At 43.2% G+C, this 25363-nt stretch carries 22 protein-coding genes; 9 read left to right on the top strand and 13 right to left on the bottom strand.

Translation table 11 applies throughout. The features are described from left to right. Entirely contained in the window at window positions 1–1569 is a 1569-nt protein-coding gene (locus tag EAG18_RS09335; RefSeq protein WP_125252116.1) for a serine hydrolase, read from the top strand. 105 nt (window positions 1570–1674) lie between these two features. Further along, entirely contained in the window at window positions 1675–2604 is a 930-nt protein-coding gene (locus EAG18_RS09330; protein ID WP_125252115.1) for a histone deacetylase family protein, read from the top strand. Here EAG18_RS09330 and EAG18_RS09325 read toward each other — a convergent pair. Beyond that, window positions 2596–2889 (bottom strand): DUF4144 family protein, encoded by a 294-nt coding sequence (locus tag EAG18_RS09325; RefSeq protein ID WP_125252114.1) that lies wholly within the window; start codon window positions 2887–2889, stop codon window positions 2596–2598. The genes EAG18_RS09330 and EAG18_RS09325 overlap by 9 nt on opposite strands. Before the next feature lie 76 nt (window positions 2890–2965). Here EAG18_RS09325 and EAG18_RS09320 point away from each other — a divergent pair, with 76 nt between their 5' ends. Then, entirely contained in the window at window positions 2966–5482 is a 2517-nt protein-coding gene (locus EAG18_RS09320) for an EAL domain-containing protein (RefSeq protein WP_125252113.1), read from the top strand. Here the strand turns inward: EAG18_RS09320 and EAG18_RS09315 are convergent. The 12 genes from EAG18_RS09315 to rsmD all read right to left on the bottom strand — a co-directional run bounded on the left by EAG18_RS09315 (window position 5455) and on the right by rsmD (window position 18575). After that, window positions 5455–6276, bottom strand: coding sequence for a DUF2797 domain-containing protein (locus EAG18_RS09315; RefSeq protein ID WP_125252112.1), 822 nt, complete (start codon window positions 6274–6276; stop codon window positions 5455–5457). The genes EAG18_RS09320 and EAG18_RS09315 overlap by 28 nt on opposite strands. Before the next feature lie 113 nt (window positions 6277–6389). Next, window positions 6390–7673: a phosphoribosylamine--glycine ligase gene (purD, locus tag EAG18_RS09310; protein ID WP_125252111.1), complete on the bottom strand. Its 1284-nt coding sequence runs from the start codon at window positions 7671–7673 to the stop codon at window positions 6390–6392. 15 nt (window positions 7674–7688) lie between these two features. Continuing rightward, window positions 7689–8525: a class I SAM-dependent methyltransferase gene (locus EAG18_RS09305; RefSeq protein ID WP_125252110.1), complete on the bottom strand. Its 837-nt coding sequence runs from the start codon at window positions 8523–8525 to the stop codon at window positions 7689–7691. A 100-nt stretch (window positions 8526–8625) separates the two neighbouring features. Continuing rightward, window positions 8626–10212, bottom strand: coding sequence for a bifunctional phosphoribosylaminoimidazolecarboxamide formyltransferase/IMP cyclohydrolase (gene purH / locus EAG18_RS09300; protein ID WP_125252109.1), 1587 nt, complete (start codon window positions 10210–10212; stop codon window positions 8626–8628). Between the two features lie 211 nt (window positions 10213–10423). After that, window positions 10424–10714: a DNA-binding transcriptional regulator Fis gene (gene fis, locus EAG18_RS09295; protein ID WP_010374122.1), complete on the bottom strand. Its 291-nt coding sequence runs from the start codon at window positions 10712–10714 to the stop codon at window positions 10424–10426. A gap of 44 nt (window positions 10715–10758) precedes the next feature. Continuing rightward, window positions 10759–11724: a tRNA dihydrouridine synthase DusB gene (gene dusB, locus EAG18_RS09290; protein WP_125252108.1), complete on the bottom strand. Its 966-nt coding sequence runs from the start codon at window positions 11722–11724 to the stop codon at window positions 10759–10761. Between the two features lie 323 nt (window positions 11725–12047). After that, window positions 12048–12920 (bottom strand): 50S ribosomal protein L11 methyltransferase, encoded by an 873-nt coding sequence (gene prmA / locus EAG18_RS09285; RefSeq protein WP_125252107.1) that lies wholly within the window; start codon window positions 12918–12920, stop codon window positions 12048–12050. Between the two features lie 74 nt (window positions 12921–12994). After that, window positions 12995–14845 (bottom strand): RNA polymerase sigma factor RpoD, encoded by a 1851-nt coding sequence (rpoD, locus tag EAG18_RS09280; protein ID WP_125252106.1) that lies wholly within the window; start codon window positions 14843–14845, stop codon window positions 12995–12997. 121 nt (window positions 14846–14966) lie between these two features. Then, a complete protein-coding gene (dnaG, locus tag EAG18_RS09275) occupies window positions 14967–16706 on the bottom strand; it encodes a DNA primase (RefSeq protein ID WP_125252105.1) in 1740 nt (579 codons plus the stop codon). A gap of 426 nt (window positions 16707–17132) precedes the next feature. Then, window positions 17133–17579 carry a GatB/YqeY domain-containing protein gene (locus tag EAG18_RS09270; protein ID WP_125252104.1) on the bottom strand — a complete coding sequence of 149 codons (447 nt, stop codon included), beginning with the start codon at window positions 17577–17579 and terminating at the stop codon, window positions 17133–17135. Between the two features lie 20 nt (window positions 17580–17599). Then, complete coding sequence (gene rpsU / locus EAG18_RS09265) at window positions 17600–17815, bottom strand: 30S ribosomal protein S21 (RefSeq protein ID WP_010362466.1); 216 nt, start codon at window positions 17813–17815, stop codon at window positions 17600–17602. Window positions 17816–17990: 175 nt separating this feature from the next. Then, window positions 17991–18575: a 16S rRNA (guanine(966)-N(2))-methyltransferase RsmD gene (rsmD, locus tag EAG18_RS09260; protein WP_125252103.1), complete on the bottom strand. Its 585-nt coding sequence runs from the start codon at window positions 18573–18575 to the stop codon at window positions 17991–17993. Window positions 18576–18837: 262 nt separating this feature from the next. On the opposite strand from rsmD, the gene ftsY reads away from it, so the two are divergent. The 6 genes from ftsY to rraB all read left to right on the top strand — a co-directional run bounded on the left by ftsY (window position 18838) and on the right by rraB (window position 25221). Next, window positions 18838–20940 (top strand): signal recognition particle-docking protein FtsY, encoded by a 2103-nt coding sequence (gene ftsY, locus EAG18_RS09255; protein ID WP_125252102.1) that lies wholly within the window; start codon window positions 18838–18840, stop codon window positions 20938–20940. A gap of 111 nt (window positions 20941–21051) precedes the next feature. Continuing rightward, window positions 21052–21729, top strand: coding sequence for a cell division ATP-binding protein FtsE (gene ftsE, locus EAG18_RS09250; protein WP_125252101.1), 678 nt, complete (start codon window positions 21052–21054; stop codon window positions 21727–21729). Then, a complete protein-coding gene (gene ftsX / locus EAG18_RS09245; RefSeq protein WP_125252100.1) occupies window positions 21726–22712 on the top strand; it encodes a permease-like cell division protein FtsX in 987 nt (328 codons plus the stop codon). The genes ftsE and ftsX overlap by 4 nt, the downstream gene beginning before the upstream one ends. Before the next feature lie 407 nt (window positions 22713–23119). Continuing rightward, entirely contained in the window at window positions 23120–23977 is an 858-nt protein-coding gene (rpoH, locus tag EAG18_RS09240; protein WP_125252099.1) for an RNA polymerase sigma factor RpoH, read from the top strand. A gap of 195 nt (window positions 23978–24172) precedes the next feature. Continuing rightward, on the top strand, window positions 24173–24886 hold the full coding sequence (locus EAG18_RS09235) for a 1-acylglycerol-3-phosphate O-acyltransferase (RefSeq protein WP_176032580.1): 714 nt from the start codon (window positions 24173–24175) through the stop codon (window positions 24884–24886). After that, the gene (gene rraB, locus EAG18_RS09230; protein ID WP_125252097.1) at window positions 24886–25221 is read left to right on the top strand and encodes a ribonuclease E inhibitor RraB; all 336 of its coding nucleotides are present in this window, start codon (window positions 24886–24888) and stop codon (window positions 25219–25221) included. The genes EAG18_RS09235 and rraB overlap by 1 nt, the downstream gene beginning before the upstream one ends. Window positions 25222–25363: the final 142 nt, after the last annotated feature.

Below are 25363 nucleotides of genomic sequence, written 5' to 3'. Positions count from 1 at the left end.
ATGAAAATAAAACAATGGCTCATCACAACTGGTTTGGTTGCTGCAAGTATACTGACACCGCCTGCAAGTGCAGCTGTAAATTTACAAGATGTGGAAAGTGCCGTCGAAGAAGCGATGAAGCGGTTCAATATACCAGGTTTAGCGATAGGTATTGTTGAAGATGGCAAAGTTGTGATGACCAAAGGCTTTGGGGTCACACATTTACACAAACCTGCTAACGTCAACGCTGATACGCTTTTTGGGATCGCATCTAATACCAAAGCTTTTACTGCCGCAGCACTGGCAATGTTGGTTGATAAGGGAAAATTAAGCTGGGATGATAAAGTTGTTCAGCATATTCCTGAGTTTAAGCTTTACGATAGCTATGTCACTCAAGAAATGACCATTCGCGACTTATTAAGTCACCGCAGCGGGTTAGGTTTAGGGGCCGGAGATTTAATGATCTGGCCTGATACAGATAAAACCATGCCTGAACTACTTGCTGGTATCTCACACCTTAAACCAGATTCCAGCTTTCGCAGTCAATACGCCTACAACAATCTCATGTTTGTGGTAGCCGGTGAAGTTGTCAGTCGAGTGAGTGGTAAAAACTGGCGCGACTTTGTTGAGCAAGAAATGTTCAATAAATTGGAGATGGATGATTCCAAAGCAGGGTTTTCTCGGATCCCATCAGATAACACGAACTGGGCAACGGGACATATTCCTATGTCGGGTAAATTGACGCCATTTTTTGTTAACTATCTTGAAGATTTTCGAGGGGCGGGTGCCATTGCGTCCAATGTCGATGATATGACAAAGTGGCTACAAACTCAGTTAGCTGGTGGGCAGCTGCCATCCGGCGAGCAATTATTTTCAGCTGCTCAGCAAGTACAAATGTGGCACCCTCATATAACACGAATACCTGCTAAAAAAGCGGCATCATTTTATCACCAGCAGTTTAGAGGTTACGGCTTAGGCTGGGCGATTGAAGATTATTTCGGTTATAAAAAAGTAGGCCACGGCGGCGGTATTTTAGGCATGGTCTCTCAGGTTGCAATGATCCCAGAGAAGAAGCTGGGTGTTGTTGTGCTGTCAAATCAGCAAAAGTATGCTGCGTTATCAGCGATTATTAATGAAGTATTTGAGGATGCCCTAGGGTTAGAAGATAAAGATTGGGTCAACCTTATTGCTGATGACTATTTTAAAGCTCAGCAAGAAAAGTACGCAAAAGCAGGCATTGTCAAAGTAACGGCGCCGCAGCCATCATTGCCGTTGCAAAATTACACCGGAACTTTGGTAAGCTCATGGTACGGTGATGTGATAATAGAGCAACTTGATAATGTACTGCGAATCGATTTTACGCACACTAAACGGCTAAAAGGAAAGCTTGAGCATCTCAGTGGCAATACTTTTGTGGTACGCTGGGATGAGCCGTTGCTTGAGGCTGACGCCTATATCAACTTTACTATTAATAAATCACAACGCGTAGAGTCAGCTGAAATGGAATTTGTAAACCCTCAAATCACCGATTTTAGTTTCGATTTTCACAACCTTGAATTAAAGGCTAAGGCTGCGCCTGCAGCGCATTAGGATATACCAAAGTATCAAAGCCACTAAGAGGTGGCTTTGATATAGTCAAAAGGAGCAATGACTGGACTCAACAGAGTCATACACTAAGCGAGGATGTATTCTACGATGCGTACTGCGATTATCACCCACCCTTATTGCCGCAAGCATAAAATGACAGAGGAACATCCCGAATGTCCGGCCAGATTAGATGCGATATCGGATAGGCTACTGGCCTCTGGATTAGATATAGCCGTAGAACATAAAGCCGCAATTAAAGCTGACACCTCGCATTATGCCTTGGTGCATGATCAAGCCATGATTAAAGAGGTGATAGACAAGATCCCGAGTGAAGGACTGGTGTCATTAGACGGTGATACATGGCTGTGCCCTGACTCGCTAAAAGCAATTGAGCGTGCTGTTGGTGCTGGAATATTAGCGGTAGACGAAGTTATTGCTGGTAATCTCGATGCCGCATTTTGCGCGGTGAGGCCGCCAGGACACCATGCTAATCAAAGTACTTCCTCTGGGTTCTGTGTCTTTAATAATGTCGCCATTGCTGCGGCTTACGCAAAAGCCAAGGGGGTTGAGCGGATTGCAATTTTAGATATTGATGTGCACCATGGCAATGGTACTCAAGATATTTTCAAAGACGATCCTAGCATTCTGTTTTGTTCACTATTTCAGTATCCATTCTATCCTAATACCGCGATTGAAAACCATCAAAGCTTAATTAACTCTCCATTGGCAGCAGGTGCTGATGGCAATGATTTAAAAGCATTATTTCAACAGCAGTGGCTACCAAAACTAGAAACATTTAGACCACAGCTTATCTTTATTAGTGCCGGATTTGATGGCCATCTTGAAGATGATATGGGAGGACTAAAACTAGTTGAGCAGGACTATCAATGGTTTACTGAACAAGTTGTTGCGTTAGCAAAATCACAACACTGCTTAGGTATTATCTCCTACTTAGAAGGTGGATACGATCTGTCTTCACTTGGCCGTAGTGCCGTGACGCACATCAAAGCGTTAGTAGAAGAGGGTGAATTACTTTAGTAACGCAAAAGCTTGCTGAACACTCTGCAATTGTATTTTACTAACACAACATTGTCCTTCGTCAATAAGGTACTGTTGCACTAAACTGGTTAAATCAGGCAGCTCTATGGTATCAACCACATGCCCCTGTAAATTGGTACAACTGCCATTCGATGCGATAACGACGGCATTGCGCTTGGTGGCGTCATCAAGCATATGAATAGAGTCTGATAGCGCTTTATCATCCTCAATAAGCTCTATACTTTGGTCTAATACCAGTAGGATTGGATAATTTTTTATCGTCATTATTTGTTCAAGGTCAAGTTATCAACAGCGACGCTCAGTATACTTCAAATTGGAATAATATTGCGAGAGTGTGCTTATGGTTGGTGATTCACGTCAGTTACAGATCAAAGAAGTATTTACCAATAGCTTGTTATGTTGCGATGAGCAAACGAGTCTTCATGATGCGGTTGCACAAATGCAAGCAAACCGAGTGAGTTCTATTTTTGTTACTCGTGCTGATGATATTATCGGTATTTGGACTGAGTCCGATTGCGTTAAGCTCGACTTTAATGATCCAAATTTTGCTCAAGTACCTATCAAATCTGTGATGACCTCTCCGGTACAAAAAATTCAGATAGATAAAACATTGAGCGAAGCCACTGTTAAGTTTCATCAGCTGGGGATCCGCCACCTATTAGTCATTGACCTTGATAATATTCCTTGTGGTGTGGTGTCGTTGTCGGATATTGTTCGCAGCCAAGGACTAGACCACTACCTGCACTTTCGGCCAATTGAGCAACATTTTGATTCAAATATTGTCGTGTTAGACAGCCAGGATTGCGTTTCTGATGTGATTAGTAGCATGTGTGAATTAAAGCTCACTGCGGTGCTGGTATATAATCATGCTTTACATGAATATGGGATCATCACTCAACGAGATATTGCCTACATCATTCTCAACCCCGATTGGCGTCAACCATGTTGGAACTTGGCAAGTTACCCGATGCTGGCAATGACCCCAAAGGATAGTTTATTTGATGCCTACCGCATGATGACGGTAAATTCTATTCGGCATTTAGTTGTCACTTGTCCCGAATCTCAAAAAGTTATTGGCTTATTAGCACTGAAGAATGTACTAACTGAAATTGAAACTGCGTATTGCAGTGAATTAGAGAAGGTATTGGTGCAGCGAGATATTGCACTGCAAAAATCTGAGAAGAATTTATACCTTGCCAATCGTATCATTGATGCCTCTTTGGATGGCATCATGATCACCAAAAGTTCGGGCGAAATTATTCAGATCAATCCGGCATTCAGTGCGCTAACCGGTTATAAAGATTACGAAGTACTTGGCAAAAATCCCAGTATATTAAGCTCTGGCTTACATGATGAATCTTACTACCAGAGTATGTGGCAAACGCTCAGAGAAACAGGGGTATGGCAAGGCGAGATATGCAATCGTAAAAAGAGCGGTGAAATCTATGTTGAATGGCTCACGATTATTGAGATCAGAGAGCCTTACAGTGACGACATGCTCTACGCCGCCATTTTTAGCGATATTACGGAGCGAAAAAATGCAGAAGAAAAAATTGCTCGTTTGGCTTATTTTGATGAATTGACCGGGTTGCCTAATCGTCGCTTATTCTACGATAGACTTTCTATGGCGTTGGCATCCGCACACCGCTACAAGCAAAAGCTTAGCGTGATGTTTATAGATTTAGACCGCTTTAAGGAAGTGAACGACTCTCTTGGCCACAGCGCTGGAGATGAGTTATTAGTACAGGTTAGTGAGCGGATAAAGTCTATTTTGAATGAAGGGGACACGCTGGCGCGACTTGGTGGTGATGAATTTGTCGTGCTACTGAGCGAAGTGAACGGTATGTCGGAGGTCATTGAGTTTGCAGATCAAATCTTGATGGCGTTGTCGCACCCTTTTCAACTTGGTGATATGCAGGTCGCTGCGACGGCCTCGATGGGGGCGGCTATTTACCCCGAGGATGGCCATGATACCGAAACTTTATTGAAGCATGCCGATGTTGCTATGTATCGCTCCAAAGAAGTCGGGCGTAATTCTTTCCAGTTATTCGAAGCGTCGATGAATGCACGTTCATTTGAGCGTTTATCTATGCTCAGTCGTTTTCAAAACGCCTTAGAAAATGATGAGTTTGAGCTGCATTTTCAGCCATTGCAATGTTTAACTAGCAGTCGCATCTCCAGTGTTGAGTGTTTGCTACGCTGGCGTGACCCAAACTTGGGCGTTATATCACCGGCCCAGTTTATTCCACTGGCAGAAGAGCTTGGGCTAATAATCCGCCTTGACCAATGGGTAATAGATAAGGCTTGCCAGCATTTAGCTAAATGGCAACAAGCTGGAATGGAGATAAGGCGCTTAGCGATTAACATTTCGGCGTCACATGTCACTCAGGGGGATCTTTATCAATGTGTCGCCCAAGCATTAAAAAAACACAATGTCGAAGGGAAGTATTTGGAGTTAGAGCTCACTGAGAATAGCTTTATTGGTAATTTATTGGAGGCGAAATACACCTTGAAAAAGCTCAAAGAGCTTGGTGTAAAGCTAGCAATTGATGATTTTGGCACTGGTTATTCCGCATTGAGCTACTTAGCTAAACTTCCTATAGATATACTCAAAATTGATGCTAGCTTTATTGCAAAAGTGCCTGATGAGTATGGTAATAGTGAGATTGTTGCGGCAATTGTTGCTATGGCTAAAGCACTTAATTTACAAGTTGTTGCAGAGGGAGTAGAAAAGCCAGTACAAAAGCGTTATCTACGTAAGCTAGGCTGTCATACTATTCAGGGATATGTCTTCTGTAAACCGCTTACAGAAGACGACTGGCAGGCGTTTTACTCGTCAGAGAAGGTGATCTCGTAGGAGCTAAACTTACGGATGTTGATCACGCCGTTATCAAAAAGCAGGTACTGACCTTTGATCCCCTCAAGTACACCAGATACCACGGGATCCTTGTCAAAGTTAAATGAAGTGATTTTGCTCGGATGTTGTTCCACAGGGAAAGTGAGGTCGACCACCTCTTCATCTAGCACTTCAATAGCTGTCGCGCCAAAGAGTTCGGCTAGCTCATCGAGTTTGGTTTGGATCTGTGGAATAAGCTTAGCGGCTTCTGCCTTGAGGTCTACTTCAGGGTTGATCCCTTTGAGCATATTACGCCAGTTAGTTTTATCAGCAATAAACTGCGCCAGTGCTACTTCCACTAACCCTGACTGATGACGGGTCTGCACTTTAAAAATCGGTAATGCTTGCGTCGCGCCTTGATCTATCCAGCGCGTTGGTATTTGTGTATGGCGAGTAATACCAACCTTTAGTCCTGAAGTATTCGCTAAATAGACATAGTGTGGGATCATACAGTTTTCTTCCCCCCACTTTGGCTCTCTACAGGTGCCTTGATCGAAGTGGCAAGTTTCAGGCTTCATAATACACATGTCGCAGCTTGCGAGCTTTTTCATGCACACATAGCAGTGTCCTTGGGAATAACTCTTTTTGGTTTTTTTACCACAATTACTACAAAATATATTGCCAGTGAAGGTAAGCGTGATGGGTTTTCCGAAGTAATCATTAAGTGATACTAAGTTATCCCCAACCGGTAATTGATATTGAATAGGTTCAACAAGCGTAGATTTTAACTTGCTGAGTGTACCTTGTACTTGCATCTTTGCCCCTAAAAATGCTCATAAAAGGGTAGGATACCATAGCAAATCAAGGTGAACGAAGTACATAAACTAAAAAGGCCAGCAATAGCTGGCCTAGCAAAGCTTAACGTGAATTAGCTTTCGCGTGCGATCGCGCGATATGCAATGTCGGTACGGTATTCCACCCCTGCCCAGTGAATATCTTTCACTAGAGAGTAGGCACGTTTTTGTGCTTCAGTTACCGTATGTCCAAGTGCGGTTGCACATAGAACTCGACCACCAGCAGTCACAACGTGTTCGCCATCTTGTTTAGTACCAGCGTGGAATACTTTTTCACCTTCAGGATAACTTACCTGTAGGCCTGATATAGCATCTCCTTTCGGGTAACTACCAGGATACCCTTTAGCAGCAAGTACAACGCCAACCGCAGCTCGTGGATCGAATTCAATTGCTGTTTGATCCAGTTCTTCTCGGTTAGCCGCCTCAATCAGCTCAACTAAATCTGATTGAAGACGTAACATAATTGGTTGTGTTTCTGGGTCGCCAAAGCGGCAGTTATACTCGATAACTTTGGGAGTGCCGTCAGCTGTGATCATCAAACCAGCGTAAAGAAAGCCTGTATATGGGTGACCTTCTTTTGCCATCCCTTCAACCGTCGGGTTGATCACTTCAGCCATGATACGATCATGAATGTCCGGTGTGACCACTGGCGCTGGAGAGTAGGCTCCCATACCACCGGTATTTGGACCTTTATCGCCGTCATAGGCGCGTTTATGATCTTGGCTGGTGGCAAAAGGGAGTACATTTTTACCGTCAACCATGACGATAAAAGAGGCCTCTTCACCTTCTAAAAACTCCTCGATAACAACGCGGCTACCGGCTTCACCAAAGGCATTACCCGCCAGCATATCACGAATAGCTTCTTCCGCCTCCGCTTCGGTCATAGCCACGATGACTCCTTTACCAGCAGCAAGACCATCAGCCTTGACAACAATAGGTGCGCCTTGTGCCTTTAAGTAAGCAAGCGCAGGCTCTATCTTTTCAAAAGTCTGATAAGCCGCTGTCGGAATGTGGTGGCGTGCTAAAAAGTCCTTAGTGAATGACTTTGAGCCTTCCAATTGTGCTGCCGCTTGTGTCGGGCCAAAAATAGCTAGGCCTTCTTCACGGAATCGGTCAACAACACCAATAACCAATGGTGCTTCAGGACCAACAATAGTCAATTGCACATTGTTTTCTTTAGCAAATGCGACCAAAGCATCGATATCTTCAACACCGATAGCAACATTTTCAAGCTTAGGTTCAAGCGCTGTACCTGCGTTACCAGGTGCGACAAAAACAGTTTTTACAGATGGATTTTGTGCGGCTTTGAATGCAAGCGCGTGCTCACGTCCACCGCTGCCAATGACGAGTACATTCATGGCGAAATTTTCCTATTAAAGCTTTTTGAATTTTAAGGTCATGCGGTCGCTTTCTCCAATCGCTTTATATTGCGCGGCTTTCTCATCACCAAGCGCCAAGCGTGGAGGTAGCGTCCATACCCCTTTAGGATGGTTTGCACTATCCAATGGGTTTGCGTTAATTTCACTACTTGCAATCAGCTCAAATCCAGCCTTTTTGGCTATATCGATAACATAACTTTGCTTCATGTAACCAGAAGACTTTTGGTCTTCGGTATCACGGTGCTCTGGTAGACGGTGTTCAACTACACCTAAAATACCACCAGGTTTCAGGGCTTTGTTAAAAGCATTGAATGCGCTAAGCACACCTTCATCACCTTTACCCATGTACCAGTTATGGACATTACGGAAGGTGAGTACCACATCGGCGCTGCCAGCTGGTGCAATATTACTATGTGTAATAGGTGCAAACTCGGTGATCTTAACTTCACTATAATCTGGGTTAGTTGCCACTTTTTCTTGGTAGCTTTTTAATGAACGTTGATAGTAACCAACATCTGAATCAGCAGGGAAGTGCGCTGCGTAGTATGTGCCTTTGCCTTTAACAAGAGGTGCTAAGATTTCGCTATACCAACCACCGCCTGGGGCAATCTCTACCACAGTCATAGCAGGTTCAATACCAAAAAAAGCAAGCGTTTCACTTGGGTTTCTATATTGATCGCGAGCTGTGTTTTTCTCTGCACGATTTTCGTTGGCAACGGCTGTTGCAATTGCGCTTGGTACTGCTTGGTTTGAGTTTGATTCTGTCGCGTTACAGCCTACAAGAGTTGTAAACACGGCAGCAGCGATAAGAGGTTTCATACTTAGATTCATCGTTAGTTTCCTTCATTCTGTTATGATCATGCTGTAGCCAGAATACTGGAAATTAGCTGAAACAAAAAGCGCGAAACTCATCAGTTTCGCGCTTTATTGATTAATGGCGGAAGTGGCGCATTCCGGTGAATACCATGGCCATTCCCGCTTCATCTGCGGCGGCTATCACTTCTTCGTCACGCATAGAGCCACCCGGTTGGATAACTGCGGTAATACCCGCAGCTGCGGCGGCGTCTATACCATCGCGGAATGGGAAGAAAGCATCAGATGCCATCACGGAACCTGGTACTTCTAAGTTCTCATCTGCGGCTTTGATCCCAGCTATCTTAGCTGAGTAAACGCGGCTCATTTGACCTGCACCTACACCGATTGTCATACCGTCACGGGCATAAACAATCGCATTTGACTTAACAAACTTAGCGACTTTCCAGCAGAATAATAGATCTTTTAGCTCTTGTTCGGTTGGTTGGCGTTTTGAAACTACCTTCAGGTCTTCCAAGCCAACCATGCCTTGATCACGATCTTGTACTAAGATACCACCATTAACACGTTTGATGTCAGTGCCTGTGGTCTTAGTAGACCATTGGCCGCATTCAAGCAGGCGAACATTTTTCTTGGCAGCAACAATTTGCGCTGCTTCTTCTGAAATACTTGGGGCAATAATTACTTCAACAAATTGGCGAGCAACAATCGCTTCTGCTGTGTCACCATCCAACTCACGGTTGAATGCGATGATGCCACCGAAAGCAGAGGTTGGGTCGGTTTTAAAGGCGCGGTCATAGGCTGCCAAGATTGTCTCATCTACAGCAACTCCACATGGATTTGCATGTTTTACGATAACACAAGCTGGTTTATCAAACTCTTTCACACACTCAAGTGCGGCATCGGTATCTGCGATATTATTGTAAGATAGTGCCTTACCTTGCAGCTGCTTAGCGGTTGCTACAGATGCTTCTTCGATATTGTTCTCAACATAGAAAGCGGCATCTTGGTGAGAGTTTTCACCGTAGCGCATATCTTGTTTCTTCGTGAACTGCATATTGATAGTACGTGGGAATTTAGTCTCTTCAGAGGCTTCCTCAGTATAATCAGGAACCATTTTGCCGAAGTAGTTTGCAATCATACCGTCATACTGGGCGGTATGCTCATAGGCGGCAATAGCAAGGTCAAAACGCGTCTTGTATGTTGTAGAGCCTGTGTTTGCCTTCATTTCTTCAATGATTCGGCCATAGTCACTCGCATTGACAACAATGGTCACGTCTTTGTGGTTCTTAGCTGCAGCGCGAACCATAGTCGGGCCACCAATATCTATGTTTTCGATTGCATCTTCTAGGCTACAGTCAGCTTTCGCAACAGTTTGTGCGAAGGGGTATAAGTTGACTACTACCATATCGATTGCTGAGATATTGTTTTCGGTCATTACGTCTTCATCTTGACCGCGACGTCCGAGAATACCGCCATGCACTTTGGGGTGAAGCGTTTTCACGCGACCATCCATGATCTCTGGGTGGCCTGTGTAATCAGATACTTCTGTTACTTTAATGCCATTTTCTGCAAGTAGTTTGCAAGTACCGCCAGTTGATAGAATTTCCACGCCTTGAGCTTCTAAAGCTGCTGCGAATTCAACGATACCGGTTTTATCTGACACGCTTAGAAGGGCGCGACGAATTGGACGATGTATATCCATGATGGTTCAGGTTTCCTCAATGATTAGTTAAGGGCTAGCTTAGAAAGCCGGTATTTTAGCGCATTATTGTTAAGATGACGATGTTAAAAGGCGAGTTAAAGATGAGAAAAGTGCGACATGCAAAGGATAAATGTCCGCTAGCTGCTGAATTTTATACAATAAAAAAGCACCAAAAGGTGCTTTTTTATCAACTAAATTTTACTAGCAGTGCTTAGTTCATGCCGTATTTTTTTAGCTTCTTGCGAAGTGTGCCACGGTTGATACCTAAAAGGATCGCTGCACGAGTCTGGTTACCACGAGTATAAGTCATAACCTCTTCAAGTAGAGGTGCTTCAAGCTCAGAAAGAACTAACTCATAAACGTCTTGTACGTCTTGACCATTAAGCTGCTTTAGGTAGTGATGTACAGCTTTTTTAACTGCATCGCGCAAAGGTTGCGGTTTCTCTTGTGACTGAACATGAGCGTTAGTAATAAATGGAGAAGTCACATTTTGTTCGAACATCGTTATGTCTCTTTCTTAGTTAGCTTGCAGGGCAAAAAATATATTTACCCTAATGTTTCAAAATAGTCTTCTAATGCCTCGATTTGCGCCTCAGGCGCTTCAAGAGCATTGAATACTCGCCTAAATTGACCTTCTTGGTCATGGGCTTGCAAATACCAAGATACATGTTTGCGTGCGATGCGCGCTCCCATTGGTTCACCATAGAACTGATGGAGGTTAACTAAGTGTTCCATCAAAATTGCTCGAACCTCTGCTATTTCAGGCTCGGGCAAGTGTTCACCGGTTTTCAAATAGTGGTCTATCTCTCGGAAAATCCAAGGGCGACCTTGGGCGGCTCGACCAATCATAATGGCATCTGCACCCGTGTATTCCAGTACCTGTTTCGCTTTCTCTGGTGACGTGATATCACCATTGGCAACCACAGGGATTGATACTGAACGTTTAATTTCTCTGATCGTAGCGTATTCTGCATCGCCCTTATACATACATGCTCTTGTGCGACCATGTACTGCTAGCGAAGCAATGCCACGACGTTCAGCGATGCGAGCAATCTCAACGCCGTTACGGTTGTCTGTGTCCCACCCTGTACGGATTTTTAACGACACGGGAACCTTTACGGCAGCCACCACCGCAGAGATGATTTCATCTACCAGCTTGGGGTGTTGCAATAGCGCTGAGCCTGCAAGCTTTTTGTTCACTTTCTTTGCGGGGCAGCCCATATTTATATCTATGATCTGCGCACCATTGGCGACATTAAATTGTGCTGCTTGCGCCATCAGCTCTGGATCTGCTCCTGCGATTTGCACCGAGCGAATGCCAGATTCACCACTGTGATCCATGCGATTTTGCGATTTATCGGTTTTCCACACTTTAGGATTTGAAGACAACATTTCAGATACCGCAAGTCCTGCACCTAGACGCCGACACAGTTGTCTGAACGGTCTGTCAGTGATGCCCGCCATGGGTGCTACGATAAGATTGTTTTCAAGTTGGTATGGACCAATACGCACTACAGTTTAATCCGCCTTTCCTCAAGGGGCGCTAAGTTTACGGTTTTTTTTGCAAAAATCAAAGGTTATAAATTGAACATAATTGCTTTTTTTTTGAACTTTATGGGTTGACTTTTGATAACAAGCTGAGAGTTAGGAAAAATCGGCTGAAATTTAACCTAAAAACAATTTTTACTCTAATATGAGTTTAAATAATAAGCTGTAAAAAATGAGTAAAGCCTGTTAATTACAGGCTTTAGCAGTTAAAAGTTACTAACTTTATGAACAGCGAGTGTGCAGGTAAGCGGTGTTGACTTAGCTAACGTAAGCCTGTTCTTACCTTGTTACTTTTTAACCCCGCTAACTCGAGTCCATTCTCCTTCTTGAGCAATGTCATCTAAGTGGATAAAGGGGGCGTATACATCCGCCACAGACTGAGCTTGCTCCTCTAAAATACCAGACATGGCAATCGCGCCTTCATTGCCTAAGAAGCCAAGAATAATCTCATGGAGCTCTCTTAAAGGTTGTGCAAGAATATTAGCGACTACAATATCAGCACTAAAATCAGGCTGGTTTTCTGGTAAGTAGACTTCCAGTTGCTCTTCTACACCATTGCGCTTTGCATTTTCACGACTCGCAACCAGAGCTTGAGGGTCTATATCAATACCAATCACGCGCTCTGCGCCAAGTTTTATCGCTGCAATGCCTAAAATGCCTGAGCCGCAGCCAAAATCGACGACGGTTTTACCGCTGAGATCTTGCTGTTCGAGCCACTTGAGGCAAAGTGCGGTGGTGGCATGTGTCCCTGTACCAAATGCAAGACCAGGATCTAGTAGTACATTTACAGCGCTAGGATCAGGTATGTCGCGCCAACTAGGGCAAATCCATAATCTTTCACCAAACTTAATAGGGTGGAAGTTATCCATCCATTCACGTTCCCAGTCTTTGTCTTCTAGCTGCTCAAGTTTATAATTTAGTGGCTTATCGTGTTGTGATTGCAGGTAATCGACGACTGCCTGCATATCATGGTTGGCTTCAAATAGCCCAATGACGGTTGTTTCTGGCCATAAAATTACCTCACCTGGTTTTGGCTCATAAACCGGGTTATTTTTACTATCCATAAATGTCACAGAAGGGCAGCCAATATCCATTAGCATATCGCTTAGGGCATCAGCGTCGGCCTTATCGGCATAAATTCGAATTTGGATCCAAGCCATGTTTGTATACCTATTTAATCCAATTAGTATAAAAAAGGCCGCTTAATAGCGGCCTTAATCTTATTTGCTACTTCTTAGCCTTTAACGTCTAGGAAGCTCTTTAATAGATCAGAACGAGAAGGGTGGCGAAGCTTACGAAGTGCTTTTGCTTCAATCTGACGAATACGCTCACGGGTTACGTCAAACTGTTTACCTACTTCTTCTAATGTGTGGTCGGTGTTCATATCAATACCGAAACGCATACGCAGTACTTTTGCTTCACGTGCTGTTAGTCCCGCAAGTACCTCGTTGGTTGCACCACGAAGACTTTCCATTGTCGCCGAATCAATCGGTGATTCAATGGTGGTATCTTCGATAAAGTCACCAAGATGCGAATCTTCATCATCACCAATTGGTGTTTCCATTGAGATAGGCTCTTTTGCGATCTTCAGTACTTTACGGATCTTATCTTCAGGCATTACCATACGTTCTGCCAATTCTTCAGGACTAGGCTCACGACCCATTTCCTGGAGCATTYGACGTGAAATACGATTCAGCTTATTGATGGTTTCAATCATATGCACTGGGATACGGATTGTTCTAGCCTGATCCGCGATAGAGCGCGTAATGGCCTGACGGATCCACCAAGTTGCATAAGTTGAAAACTTATAACCACGACGGTATTCGAACTTATCAACCGCTTTCATTAGACCAATGTTACCCTCTTGGATCAAATCCAAGAATTGTAAACCACGGTTGGTATACTTTTTCGCGATTGAAATTACAAGACGCAAGTTTGCTTCAACCATTTCTTTCTTGGCACGACGGGCTTTGGCCTCACCAATACTCATGCGGCGGTTGATATCTTTAATACGCTCTATGCTTAATCCAGTGCTTTCTTCAAACACCTTTAACTTATTTACACAACGCTCAATTTCTGGCTTCACTTCAGCTAATTTTGCTGAGTGCTTTTCTCCGGATGCGATTTCCGCATCAATCCAAGCGGTGTCAGTTTCATTGTTAGCAAAATGCTTAACGAATGTTTTCTTTGGTACTTTTGCTATTTGAACCGCTTGTTTCATGATGATACGTTCTTGAACACGTACTTTATCCATCATGTCACGCATGTTATTTACCATGCGGTCAAATTGCTTAGGAACTAGTTTGAAAGTCCGGAAATGATCACCAATCTCCTGAATTGCAGCTTGTGCATCAGGATGTGAACGGCCTTTACCTTCAAATATTTCACGAGCATTATTGTAAAGTGCACGAAGATGCTCAAAATGTTCACGTGCTTCTTCAGGATCTGGCCCTGTATCTGCATCATCTGAGTCTTCATCGTCGTCATCAACATCATCGTCTTCGTCGTCTAAGTCTTCATCGCTTAGCTCTGAACCGATGTGTGTTGCTGAAATAGGTGCTTCATCTTCTTCGATAGCATTAGGATCAAAAAAGCCAGAAACAATGTCGCTTAAGCGCATTTCTTCAGCTTCGTATTTATCCCATTGCTCTAAAAGGTAAGTAATAGCTTCAGGGTATTCTGCAACAGAAATCTGTACCTGATTGATCCCTTCTTCAATACGCTTAGCGATTTGGATCTCGCCTTCACGTGTTAGAAGCTCAACAGTACCCATTTCACGCATATACATACGAACAGGGTCAGTCGTGCGGCCGATTTCTTTTTCTACTGTCGCTAGTGCCGCAGCTGCTGCTTCAGCAGCATCCTCATCTGTTGTGGTTTCTTGCATCATCAACTCGTCAGCATCAGGCGCATTTTCAGAGACCTGAATACCCATATCGTTGATCATGCTGATGATATCTTCTACTTGATCTGAGTCTATGATGTCTTGTGGAAGATGATCGTTAACTTCTGCAAAAGTTAAATAACCTTGCTCTTTACCTTTCTGAATCAGAAGTTTGAGTTGTGACTGAGGAGATTGATCCATAGAGAAATTTGCTTCCACTCTGAAAAGTTGATACAACAGGCGCCAGCTAATTAACAGCTAAATTTTGATGACGCAGTGAATAGAACATTATAGCACCGAAAATTACTATTGACTAGAACTTCTACCGTTTAAGCGCTTGCATTAATAGCGCACACTCGAGTCGTTCATCATTACTCAAACCTTCGGTTTTCTCTTTGATAAATAGGGTCTCAAGGCGATAATTTAAACACTGGTCTTCAATAAACTGAAAAGTATTTTTAAATTCATCAGCTAACCTATCTTCAGCAACCCCATGCTGCCAAACTGCAAGCTTTTTCAAAGCATCAAATTCTGACTGCTCTCTGTAATGTTCAAGCAGTTGAGCCGTATTGATCGCTGGATTTTGGTGACACAAAGATTGTAGGCCGAGTAATAGTTGAATACCTGGGATCGACATTTCCGCCAGTTCAGGCATATATTCTACACTTTGTGCCAGATTTGGGTGTTGTAGTAAAAGGCCTATGGCTCTTCGCATTGGCGTTACTTTAAATTGTCGCTCAATCTTATTTTGATGTTTGTTATTCGCTAATTTTGCACTGAGTTGCTCTCGAGTTCGGCCAATTAATCGCGCCAAGGTATTCAATAGTGTTTCTTGGTAGTACTCGCTGGGAATTTTATTTATCAGTGGGATCGCATCTGTGAGTAATTTGGATTTGCCTGCATCATTTGTTAAATCACATTGCTCGCGTAGTTTGGTAAATAAGACTTGTGTATAATCAGTTGCCTTATCTAATCGTGCTTCAAATGCTTCTTTACCCTCTTGTTGAACTAATGAATCAGGATCTTCACCATCTGGTAAAAACACAAACTGGAGTGATTTACCATCTTTGAGGTTAGGTAAAGCATGCTCAAGTGCTCGCCATGCCGCATCACGTCCAGCTCTGTCACCATCGTAACAACAGATAACTTTATCTGTATTTCGAAAGAGGGTTTGCATATGCTCGGCTGTCGTTGCTGTGCCAAGCGCTGCAACGGCATAGTCAATGCCCTTTTCAGCTAATGCAACGACGTCCATATAGCCCTCAACAATCAATACTTTGTCTAATTGTTTATGTGCTTGCTTGGCTTCATAAAAGCCGTACAGCTCAAAGCTTTTATGAAAAATACGGGTCTCAGGGGAGTTTAGATACTTAGGTCCTTGCTCCGCTCCCATTATTCTGCCGCCAAACGCGACAACTCGGCCTCGTTTGTCGCGGATTGGAAACATTAGTCGATCACGGAAAAAGTCGAACTGACGGCCTGCGGATTTTTCAGAGGCCAGCTTAAGGTCAAGCAGCTGTTGTTTATGTTCTGGTTTTCGTGCAATTTGATTACACAAGGATTCCCACTCAGGTGGGGCGTAACCTATCATAAATTTTTGTACAACTTCGCCACTTAAACCACGGCCTTTCACATAATCAATAACCTGCGAGGCATTTTTATGGTGTTTGAGCTGGTGTTGATAAAATTTGGCAGCCTGTAGCATTAAGTCATAATCTGACTTTTTTTCGGCCATTGAACGTTGCGGCCCTTGTGGGGCATTTTCTCTTGGAACTTCCAAATTTAAGAGCGAAGCAAGCTCTTCAATGGCGTCTACAAACTCAAGTTTGTCATACTCCATCAAAAAAGAAATTGCGTTGCCGTTAGCTCCACAGCCGAAGCAGTGATAAAACTGTTTATCTCGCGATACCGTGAACGATGGTGTTTTTTCATTATGAAAAGGGCAGCAGGCTTGATAGTCTTTTCCGGCTTTTTTCAATCCCACACGACCGTCTATTAGCTCGACAATATCTGCCCTTGCTAGTAAGTCATCAATAAACTGCCTAGGGATTTTACCTTTCATCTACGTTCCGAAGTTAACCAAGTGATTGGGTTATTATATCAAGTTGCGGCGATAAAAAATCAACTTAATTCAATTGCGGTATGTTATACCAATTAAACTTAATACTTGCTCAACTTGAAAGAGTAATACCAATTTGACTTAATACTTGCTCAATTTGAAGGAATAAATCTGACGCTAACCGCGTTAAAAATTTCTCATTTAGAACAACTAAATAGCAAAATTTTTGCCTTGCCTATATGGATGTAGGTACCAAAGCGATAGCAGGACGCGGTAGCGGAGTTATCGACAAGATTTTCTTGCCTCAAAATAGACCACTTAATTAAGCAAATTGGTATTATCAGCGCTGCATTGATATGCGTGACGCCTAAAACGAAGAAACCGAGCACAAGGCTCGGTTCACTTTCAATCATACATTTGTATGTGGGCTTAGGCAGTAAGTCTCTGTTTGATTAAACCAGACATTTTGCCCATGTCAGCACGACCTTCAGCTTTTGCCTTGATAGCGCCCATGACTTTGCCCATGTCTTGCATACCAGCTGCACCAGTTTGTGCAATCACGGCATCAATTAGCTCAATGATTTCATCTTCACTAAGTGGTTTAGGAAGGAAAGTCTCAAGTACGCTAATTTCAGTAGCTTCGATTTCAGCTAAGTCTTCACGCCCTGCATCTTTGTACTGGGTATAAGAATCGCGACGCTGCTTTACCAATTTAACTAAAACAGCAGTTATTCCTGCATCATCTAGTGTCGTTTGGTTATCGATTTCTCGCTGTTTAATTTCAGCAAGTACCGCACGAATCGCGCCAAGACGAAGTTTGTCTTTGGCTTTCATCGCTTCTTTTTGCGCGTCTTTTAGCGTAACTAATAAGCTCATTGATACAAGACCAATACTAATTAGTATAATTTAACGCGACGTGCGTTTTCGCGAGAAAGCTTTTTCATGTGACGCTTAACAGCTGCAGCTTTTTTACGCTTACGCTCAGCAGTTGGCTTCTCATAGTGCTCGCGACGACGAACTTCAGAAAGGATACCTGCTTTTTCACATGAACGTTTGAAACGACGTAGTGCAACGTCAAACGGCTCGTTTTCTCTTACTTTAATTACTGGCATTAAAAATTCACCTACCTAATTAATGAGCTTAGCTCTATCTGGCTAAAAACTAGCCAATTGGTTCAAAAATGGTGCGGTATTGTAATCTGAAGCAAGACCGCATGTAAAGCTTAAATTATAGCTAAACACAGAGTCTCTGTCATGTGACGCTCTGGTCTAGGTTTTTTCGGATAATTTATCGTTGGTAAAGGCGGCAAATCACTTGTCCTGCCTGCTTTTCCTTTTTTATTTTCCAGTTAGAAGGAATATCTGGCTGCGCATCTTGCTCAAACTCAACATAAATTAAAGCTTCTTCACTAAGCCAATGACTTGATTCAAGCAATGCACAGCATGGTGAGACCAAGTTTTTACGAAAAGGGGGGTCGATAAACACCAAATCATATTGCTGTTGCTGCGGATTGTTCGCTAACACCGTCAGTGCATCTTGATTTATGACTTCAACATTACCGAGCTTGAGTAAGGTCGAATTAGCTGTAAGTTGAGTTGCTGCCTTTCTATCAAGTTCAATAAATGTTCCATGGGCTGCAAACCGAGATATTGCTTCAAAGCCTAAGCTTCCTGCACCTGCAAAACAATCCAGCACTTTGGCATCTCTAACATCTTGCATAAGCCAATTAAATACCGTTTCTTTCATTCTGTCGGTGGTTGGACGCAGTCCCTCTACATCATGAACAGGTAATTTACGACCTTTGTGTTTTCCGCTAATTAAGCGAATGAAACCTGATTGCTTAGGATTAGATTTGGGCTTAGATTTTCTCATAGCGACGTAATTTGCTTCTTTATTAAAGGTTCACGGTATCAGGATTTTTCATCCTCACGGAACATGGTACACTTGCTCACAATTTTGTCTAAGCACTAAGGTTGCCAACCTCGGCTTGCCTTTCAGGCTCAAAATTAAGTGTGAATTCAACCCAACTTGCAGCAATAAGTCTAAGCAGGTTGGTATTTTCAAGTATGGTATCAAGATCATCGACACTTTGCTTTGGGTTTATGCAATTTATCTAACACGGTCGTAAGTGAATATGGGAAAAAAAAATAAGTTTTTATCTTGGTTAGGCTTTGGAAAATCCGATAAAGCGCAACAAGAAGCAGAACGTGAGGCACAACTAGCCAAAGAGCAAGCAGAACGTGAAGAGGCTGAACGCCAAGCCCAACAGGCTAAAGAAGCAGAGCGCCAAGCACAACTAGCCAAAGAGCAAGCGGAGCGTGCAGAGGCAGAGCGTCAGGCACAACTGGCTAAAGAAGCAGCCGAGCGAGCAGAGGCAGAGCGCCAAGCCCAACAGGCTAAAGAAGCAGCCGAGCGTGAAGAGGCAGAGCGTCAAGCCCAACTGGCGAAAGAGCAAGCGGAACGTGAAGAGGCAGAGCGCCAAGCACAGCTAGCGAAAGAAGCAGCCGAGCGAGCAGAAGCAGAGCGTCAGGCACAACTGGCTAAAGAAGCAGCCGAGCGAGCAGAGGCAGAGCGCCAAGCCCAACTGGCGAAAGAGCAAGCGGAACGTGAAGAGGTAGAGCGCCAAGCACAACTGGCTAAAGAGCAAGCGGAACGTGCAGAGGCAGAGCGCCAGGCACAACTAGCCAAAGAACAAGCTGAGCGTGAAGAGGCAGAGCGCCAAGCACAACTGGCGAAAGAGCAAGCTGAGCGTGAAGAAGCAGAGCGTCAGGCACAACTGGCTAAAGAAGCAGCCGAGCGAGCAGAGGCGGAGCGCCAAGCACAACTAGCTAAAGAAGCAGCCGAACGTGAAGAGGCAGAGCGCCAGGCACAACTAGCTAAAGAAGCAGCCGAACGTGAAGAGGCAGAGCGCCAGGCACAACTGGCTAAAGAAGCAGCCGAACGCGCAGAAGCAGAGCGTCAGGCACAACTAGCTAAAGAAGCTGCCGAACGTGCAGAGGCAGARCGCCAAGCCCAACTGGCTAAAGAAGCAGCCGAACGTGAAGAGGCAGAGCGCCAAGCACAACTGGCTAAAGAAGCAGCCGAACGTGCAGAAGCAGAGCGCCAAGCCCAACTGGCTAAAGAAGCAGCCGAACGTGAAGAGGCTGAGCGCCAAGCCCAACTGGCTAAAGAAGCAGCCGAGCGTGCAGAAGCAGAGCGTCAGGCACAACTGGCTAAAGAAGCAGCTGAGCGTGCAGAGGCAGAGCGCCAAGCCCAACTAGCTAAAGAAGCAACTGAGCGTGCAGAGGCAGAGCGTCAAGCACAAGAAAAGCCAAAAAAAGAAGGGTTCTTCTCTCGTCTTAAAAAGGGATTATTAAAAACCAAAGCGAATATTGGCTCAGGTTTCGCTTCAATCTTCAAAGGTAAAAAGATTGATGATGAGTTATTTGAAGACCTTGAAACCCAATTGTTAACGGCTGATATTGGTGTAGAAACCACCATGAAGCTAATCGATAACCTAACAGACGCCGCAGATAGAAAGCAGCTCAAAGATGGTGAAGCGCTGTATGACTTAATGAAAAAGGAAATGTCGGAAATTCTAAAAACGGCTGAGCAGCCGCTAGAGATCCCATCCGATAAAAAACCTTATGTTATTTTAATGGTAGGTGTTAACGGTGTTGGTAAAACAACAACCATTGGTAAGCTTGCAAAGCAATTCCAAAGTGAAGGTAAGTCGGTCATGTTGGCTGCGGGTGATACGTTCCGTGCCGCTGCGGTTGAACAATTACAAGTCTGGGGCGAAAGAAACAGCATTCCAGTGATTGCGCAGCATACAGGTGCAGATTCAGCTTCGGTAGTATTTGACGCATTCCAAGCTGCGAAAGCACGAAATGTTGACGTGTTAATAGCTGATACAGCAGGTCGACTCCAGAATAAAGATAATTTGATGCAGGAGCTTGAAAAAATAGCGCGGGTAATGAAGAAATTAGATCCCGATGCACCTCACGAGGTCATGCTTACTATTGATGCTGGAACAGGCCAGAATGCTATTAGTCAGGTTAAGCTATTTAATCAAGCAGTTGGACTGACAGGGATCACATTGACTAAATTGGATGGTACTGCAAAAGGTGGGGTGATTTTCTCTGTAGCAGATCAATTTAAAGTACCAATTCGCTACATTGGTGTAGGTGAGGGAATTGATGATTTGCGTACTTTTAAGAGTGATGACTTCATTGAGGCATTATTCAGTCAAGAATAAGTAAAGCGTTCAATAATAAAGCGGGCAAATTTGCCCGCTTTGTCGATTACCTAATTGCTACCATAGCCAAGGACAGAGCGCCAGCGGCAATAATAAGTATAAGAGACCAGCATGATTAAATTTGAGCAAGTTAGCAAAACTTATCCCGGTGGACATAAAGCACTTGAAAAGGTGAGCTTTGAACTAGCTAATGGAGAGCTTGCATTTTTAACCGGTCACAGTGGAGCAGGTAAAAGTACGTTGTTGAAGCTGGTTAGCGTAATGGAAAGACCATCGGCAGGACACGTTTATATAAACGGTGTAGATCTGAACACAGTAACTAACAGGCAAGTTCCTTTTGTACGCAGAGACATCGGGATTATTTTTCAAAACCATCGCCTACTAGAACGTTATAGTGTTTTTGATAATGTCGCTTTGCCATTAGTTATCGAAGGTACACATCATAAACAGATCACCAAACGAGTTCATGCTGCATTAGACAAAGTGGGTTTGCTAGACAAGTTAAGATGTCATCCAAGTGTTCTATCAGGAGGAGAGCAACAAAGGGTAGGGATTGCAAGAGCTATCGTAAATTCGCCGCCGTTACTACTCGCAGATGAACCCACTGGAAACTTAGATCCTGAGTTGTCTATGGAAATCTTGAACCTGTTCGAGGAATTTAACCATCATGGCACCTCAGTATTAATTGCGACCCATGACCTTGGCCTGATCGCCCGAATGAAGTATCGCAGCTTTACACTGAATCAAGGACGCATGTTGCAAGATCCTCTAGCGGAGAATTTATTATGAGCTTGTTGTTTAAAGGTCGTGGAAATCAGATTGAACAAGATAAAAAGTCAATATTTCACCATTTTTACTTTTTTTGCTTAATGATCATTCGTCAAGGGGTGCAAAGCTTAGGTGAAATGTGGCGTACCCCGATGGCTTCTTTGATGACTATTTTGGTGCTTGGGTTAAGCCTAACTTTACCAGCAACCCTTTATGTTGTTGTTAAAAATGTTCAGCAAGTAAGTAGTGGTTTTAAAGAAGCATCAGAAATTTCGCTGTTTGTGAAAGAAGAGATGTCCGAGGCACAAACGCAAACCTTGGTAAAACGGTTAGCACTCTACCCTGAGATAGAAAAAGTCGTGCTGGTAAGTAAAAATCAAGCACTCGAAGAATTTAAAACGATGTCAGGTTTTGGCCAAGCACTTAATTATTTAGATGAAAATCCGTTACCCGATGTTGTTTTAGTGACGCCAGTAAGTCGATATCGAAAGYCGCAAGCCGCAGCTGAGCTTTTGTCCAAGTTGGAAAAAGAACGTGAAGTTGACTTTGGTAAGCTCGATATTGAATGGCTTGAGCGACTTAATGCGTTACTAGGACTGCTAAAAGAAAGTGTTATTACTGTAGGTTTCCTGTTACTTAGTGCAGTTATCTTAATTATTGGTAATACGATACGATTATCCATTATGGATAAAAAAGAAGAAATACAAGTATTGAAGCTCGTTGGCGCAACCAATGCGTTTATTCAGGCGCCGTTTCTTTGGACTGGTGTATGGTATGGCATAGTCGGTGGGCTAGTTGCTTTTATATGTGTCGCTCTTATGCTGTGGTGGTTAGAGTCTGCTGTTTCAGCGGTGGTGGGCGTATATCAAAGTAGCTTCGTATTGCAAGGTCTGGTAGGTAACGAACTTTTAGTATTACTTGGCACGGCAGTCACACTAGGGTTTGTTGGCTCTTTTCTCTCTGTACAGCGTTATATTAAAGAAATAGAGCCGGATAAGGTCTAATACTAATGTAGCCAAATTTTTGCCTTGCCCAGGTGAATGTAGGTACTTTGGCAATAGCAGGAGGCGGAAGCGGTGTTATCGACAAAGTTTTCTCGCCTCAAAATAGCAAGCTTAATTTAGATAATAGGTATAAACAGCTGCTAGAGAGGCATTTACAACCTGAAGCTCAGGTTAGTTAACGCGCTAAACGTAAAAAAATGATGAGTTTAGCGTTGTCATAAAAAAATAATATCGTTGATATTTATTAATCATTGTTTTTATTTTTCTTTTAATTCATATGGTTACTCTCTATTTTTGATGAAGGTATAAAAAGGTTGATTTTATACTATAGATAAAGTAGATTGCATTTAGCACTCTAGATGTTAGAGTGCTAAACATACACGAACGGTTTATCACTGAGGTGAAAAATGACTAAAGATTTATACGCACTAGCACTAACTGGGCAACAAAGCGCGAGCGTTGAAGGTTACCTTCAATCGGTTAGCACAATACCTATGCTTGGCGCTGAGGAAGAGAAAGAACTTGCGACACGCCTTCAGGAGGAAGGGGATCTTAACGCGGCTAAGCAACTGATCATGTCTCATTTGAGATTTGTTGCACATATTGCGAAAAGTTATTCAGGCTACGGCTTACCTCAAGCAGACTTAATCCAAGAAGGTAACATCGGATTAATGAAAGCGGTAAAACGATTTGACCCAAGTGTGGGTGTGCGACTAGTTTCTTTTGCAGTGCATTGGATTAAAGCTGAAATTCATGAATATGTACTAAAAAACTGGCGTATTGTAAAAGTTGCGACTACCAAAGCGCAGCGTAAATTATTCTTTAACCTACGCAAAAATAAAAAGCGTTTAGGTTGGTTTAACCAAGATGAAGTGACGACAGTTGCTAATGAGCTTGGTGTAAGTGAGAAGGAAGTGCGTGAAATGGAATCACGCATGGCTGGCCAAGATATGGGCTTTGACTTGTCCGCTGATGAAGATGAAGGGCAGACAAGCAGCTTTTCACCAGTGCAATACCTAACTGATACCAGCAGTGATCTTGCTGAAGAGGTTGAGCAAGAGCAATGGCAAGAGCAATCACATAACCGCTTATTTGCGGCGCTGAAAACGCTTGATGAGCGTTCTCAAGACATTGTTAGTGCGCGTTGGCTTGCTGATGAAAAGGCAACTCTACAAGAGCTTGCTGAGAAATATAATGTCTCAGCAGAGCGTGTGCGCCAGTTAGAGAAATCAGCAATGAAAAAGTTGCAAAGTGCCATGAGCTAATTATTTGCAACTTATGATAAATCGTGTGTGAAATGCCGCTGTCCTAGCGGCATTTTATTTTTAATTTTAAATCAATGCTTTAACTGGCATATTCTCTCAAGCTTCTCGCATTCTTTAAACTATCACTTCTTTGAGCTTACAAGTGTTCGCTAATTTTACTATAATGCGCCAGATTTTAGTTCTGGAGTGGTTAAATTGATTGCCATTATACGAATTCTTCTATTAGCAATATTTATCATTACTAGCGGTATTGTAGGATTGCTATTGTGTATTGTACGCCCATTTCATGCCAACAATGTCCATACAATTGCAAGGTGGTATGGCTACATGTCTCGATTTATTGGGGTTGAACTGGTTATAACAAGGCATAAAAAAGCCAAAGATGTAGTGCCTGCAATGTACATCGCAAATCATCAAAATAACTATGATTTGTTTACCTTACCTGCCATTGTGCCTCAAAACACGGTGAGTATGGGCAAAAAAAGCTTAAAGTGGATACCTTTCTTTGGCCAAATGTATTGGTTATCAGGCAATATTTTAATTGATAGAAGTAATCGCTCAAAGGCGCTTGGGACTCTTTCAAAGTCAGCTAAAAAGATCACTGAATCTAAGCTTTCTGTTTGGATGTTTCCTGAAGGGACGAGAAGTTATGGGCGAGGGTTGTTACCATTTAAGACTGGCGCTTTTCATACTGCAATAAGCGCCAATGTGCCAATTATCCCAGTATGTATGAGCTCTACACACGAACAAATAAAGTTAAACCGTTGGAACAACGGGAAAGTATATATAGATATGCTTGAGCCTGAGTATTTAGACCCAGAAATTCCTGCAAGGGATCATGCGGTACGGATCCATGCTAAAATGGCACAAAGAATAGCTGAACTAGATGCAAAAGCGAGATTGAAATAATGGAAAACTGGCGTGAAATAAGTGAAGACATCGTTTCTTCATTGCTAGAAGATGGCTCAAACCCTGAGACTTTATACGAGGTTGAACATCATTTTGTATGTGAAGACTTCGACAAACTAGAAGCTGCAGCATTAGCTGCGTTTAAGCTTGGTTATGATGTTGAAGAGCCCGCTGAGCTTGAGCTAGAAGACGGTGGTAAAATTTGGGGCTTTGATGTTGTTGTAGAAGCTGAGCTTGACACTGATGTAATTATGGAAGATGTGGAAAAGCTTGAAAAGGTTGCAATGGATACTGGTGTTGAATATGACGGGTGGGGAACTTATTTCCAAGAGTAGTCACTGCCTCTAGCCCTGCTTGCAGGGCCTTTCACTCGTCTGATTATGTTATTGTCTCTTTGTACAAAACCTGCTCACATTGATTTTCTTAATGCTTGCAATTTATCCATACATTAGTGTGAATTTATTCTGAATTGATGGT

The organism is Pseudoalteromonas sp. J010, assembly GCF_003934235.1.
Classification (GTDB): domain Bacteria; phylum Pseudomonadota; class Gammaproteobacteria; order Enterobacterales; family Alteromonadaceae; genus Pseudoalteromonas; species Pseudoalteromonas peptidolytica.
The sequence above is the reverse complement of the archived record's forward strand: the minus strand, read 5'-3'. Positions and strand labels throughout refer to the sequence as shown.

Excerpts from the sequence above, each read along its gene's own strand:
- dnaG (WP_125252105.1), bottom strand. The coding sequence starts at position 16,706 with ATGAAAGGTAAAATCCCTAGGCAGTTTATTGATGACTTACTAGCAAGG.
- prmA (WP_125252107.1), bottom strand. The coding sequence starts at position 12,920 with ATGGCTTGGATCCAAATTCGAATTTATGCCGATAAGGCCGACGCTGAT.
- EAG18_RS09305 (WP_125252110.1), bottom strand. The coding sequence starts at position 8,525 with ATGAATCTAAGTATGAAACCTCTTATCGCTGCTGCCGTGTTTACAACT.
- ftsE (WP_125252101.1), top strand. The coding sequence starts at position 21,052 with ATGATTAAATTTGAGCAAGTTAGCAAAACTTATCCCGGTGGACATAAA.
- EAG18_RS09325 (WP_125252114.1), bottom strand. The coding sequence starts at position 2,889 with ATGACGATAAAAAATTATCCAATCCTACTGGTATTAGACCAAAGTATA.
- rsmD (WP_125252103.1), bottom strand. The coding sequence starts at position 18,575 with ATGAGAAAATCTAAGCCCAAATCTAATCCTAAGCAATCAGGTTTCATT.
- EAG18_RS09335 (WP_125252116.1), top strand. The coding sequence starts at position 1 with ATGAAAATAAAACAATGGCTCATCACAACTGGTTTGGTTGCTGCAAGT.
- fis (WP_010374122.1), bottom strand. The coding sequence starts at position 10,714 with ATGTTCGAACAAAATGTGACTTCTCCATTTATTACTAACGCTCATGTT.
- rraB (WP_125252097.1), top strand. The coding sequence starts at position 24,886 with ATGGAAAACTGGCGTGAAATAAGTGAAGACATCGTTTCTTCATTGCTA.
- EAG18_RS09315 (WP_125252112.1), bottom strand. The coding sequence starts at position 6,276 with ATGCAAGTACAAGGTACACTCAGCAAGTTAAAATCTACGCTTGTTGAA.
- EAG18_RS09330 (WP_125252115.1), top strand. The coding sequence starts at position 1,675 with ATGCGTACTGCGATTATCACCCACCCTTATTGCCGCAAGCATAAAATG.
- purD (WP_125252111.1), bottom strand. The coding sequence starts at position 7,673 with ATGAATGTACTCGTCATTGGCAGCGGTGGACGTGAGCACGCGCTTGCA.
- rpoH (WP_125252099.1), top strand. The coding sequence starts at position 23,120 with ATGACTAAAGATTTATACGCACTAGCACTAACTGGGCAACAAAGCGCG.
- EAG18_RS09320 (WP_125252113.1), top strand. The coding sequence starts at position 2,966 with ATGGTTGGTGATTCACGTCAGTTACAGATCAAAGAAGTATTTACCAAT.
- purH (WP_125252109.1), bottom strand. The coding sequence starts at position 10,212 with ATGGATATACATCGTCCAATTCGTCGCGCCCTTCTAAGCGTGTCAGAT.
- EAG18_RS09270 (WP_125252104.1), bottom strand. The coding sequence starts at position 17,579 with ATGAGCTTATTAGTTACGCTAAAAGACGCGCAAAAAGAAGCGATGAAA.
- rpsU (WP_010362466.1), bottom strand. The coding sequence starts at position 17,815 with ATGCCAGTAATTAAAGTAAGAGAAAACGAGCCGTTTGACGTTGCACTA.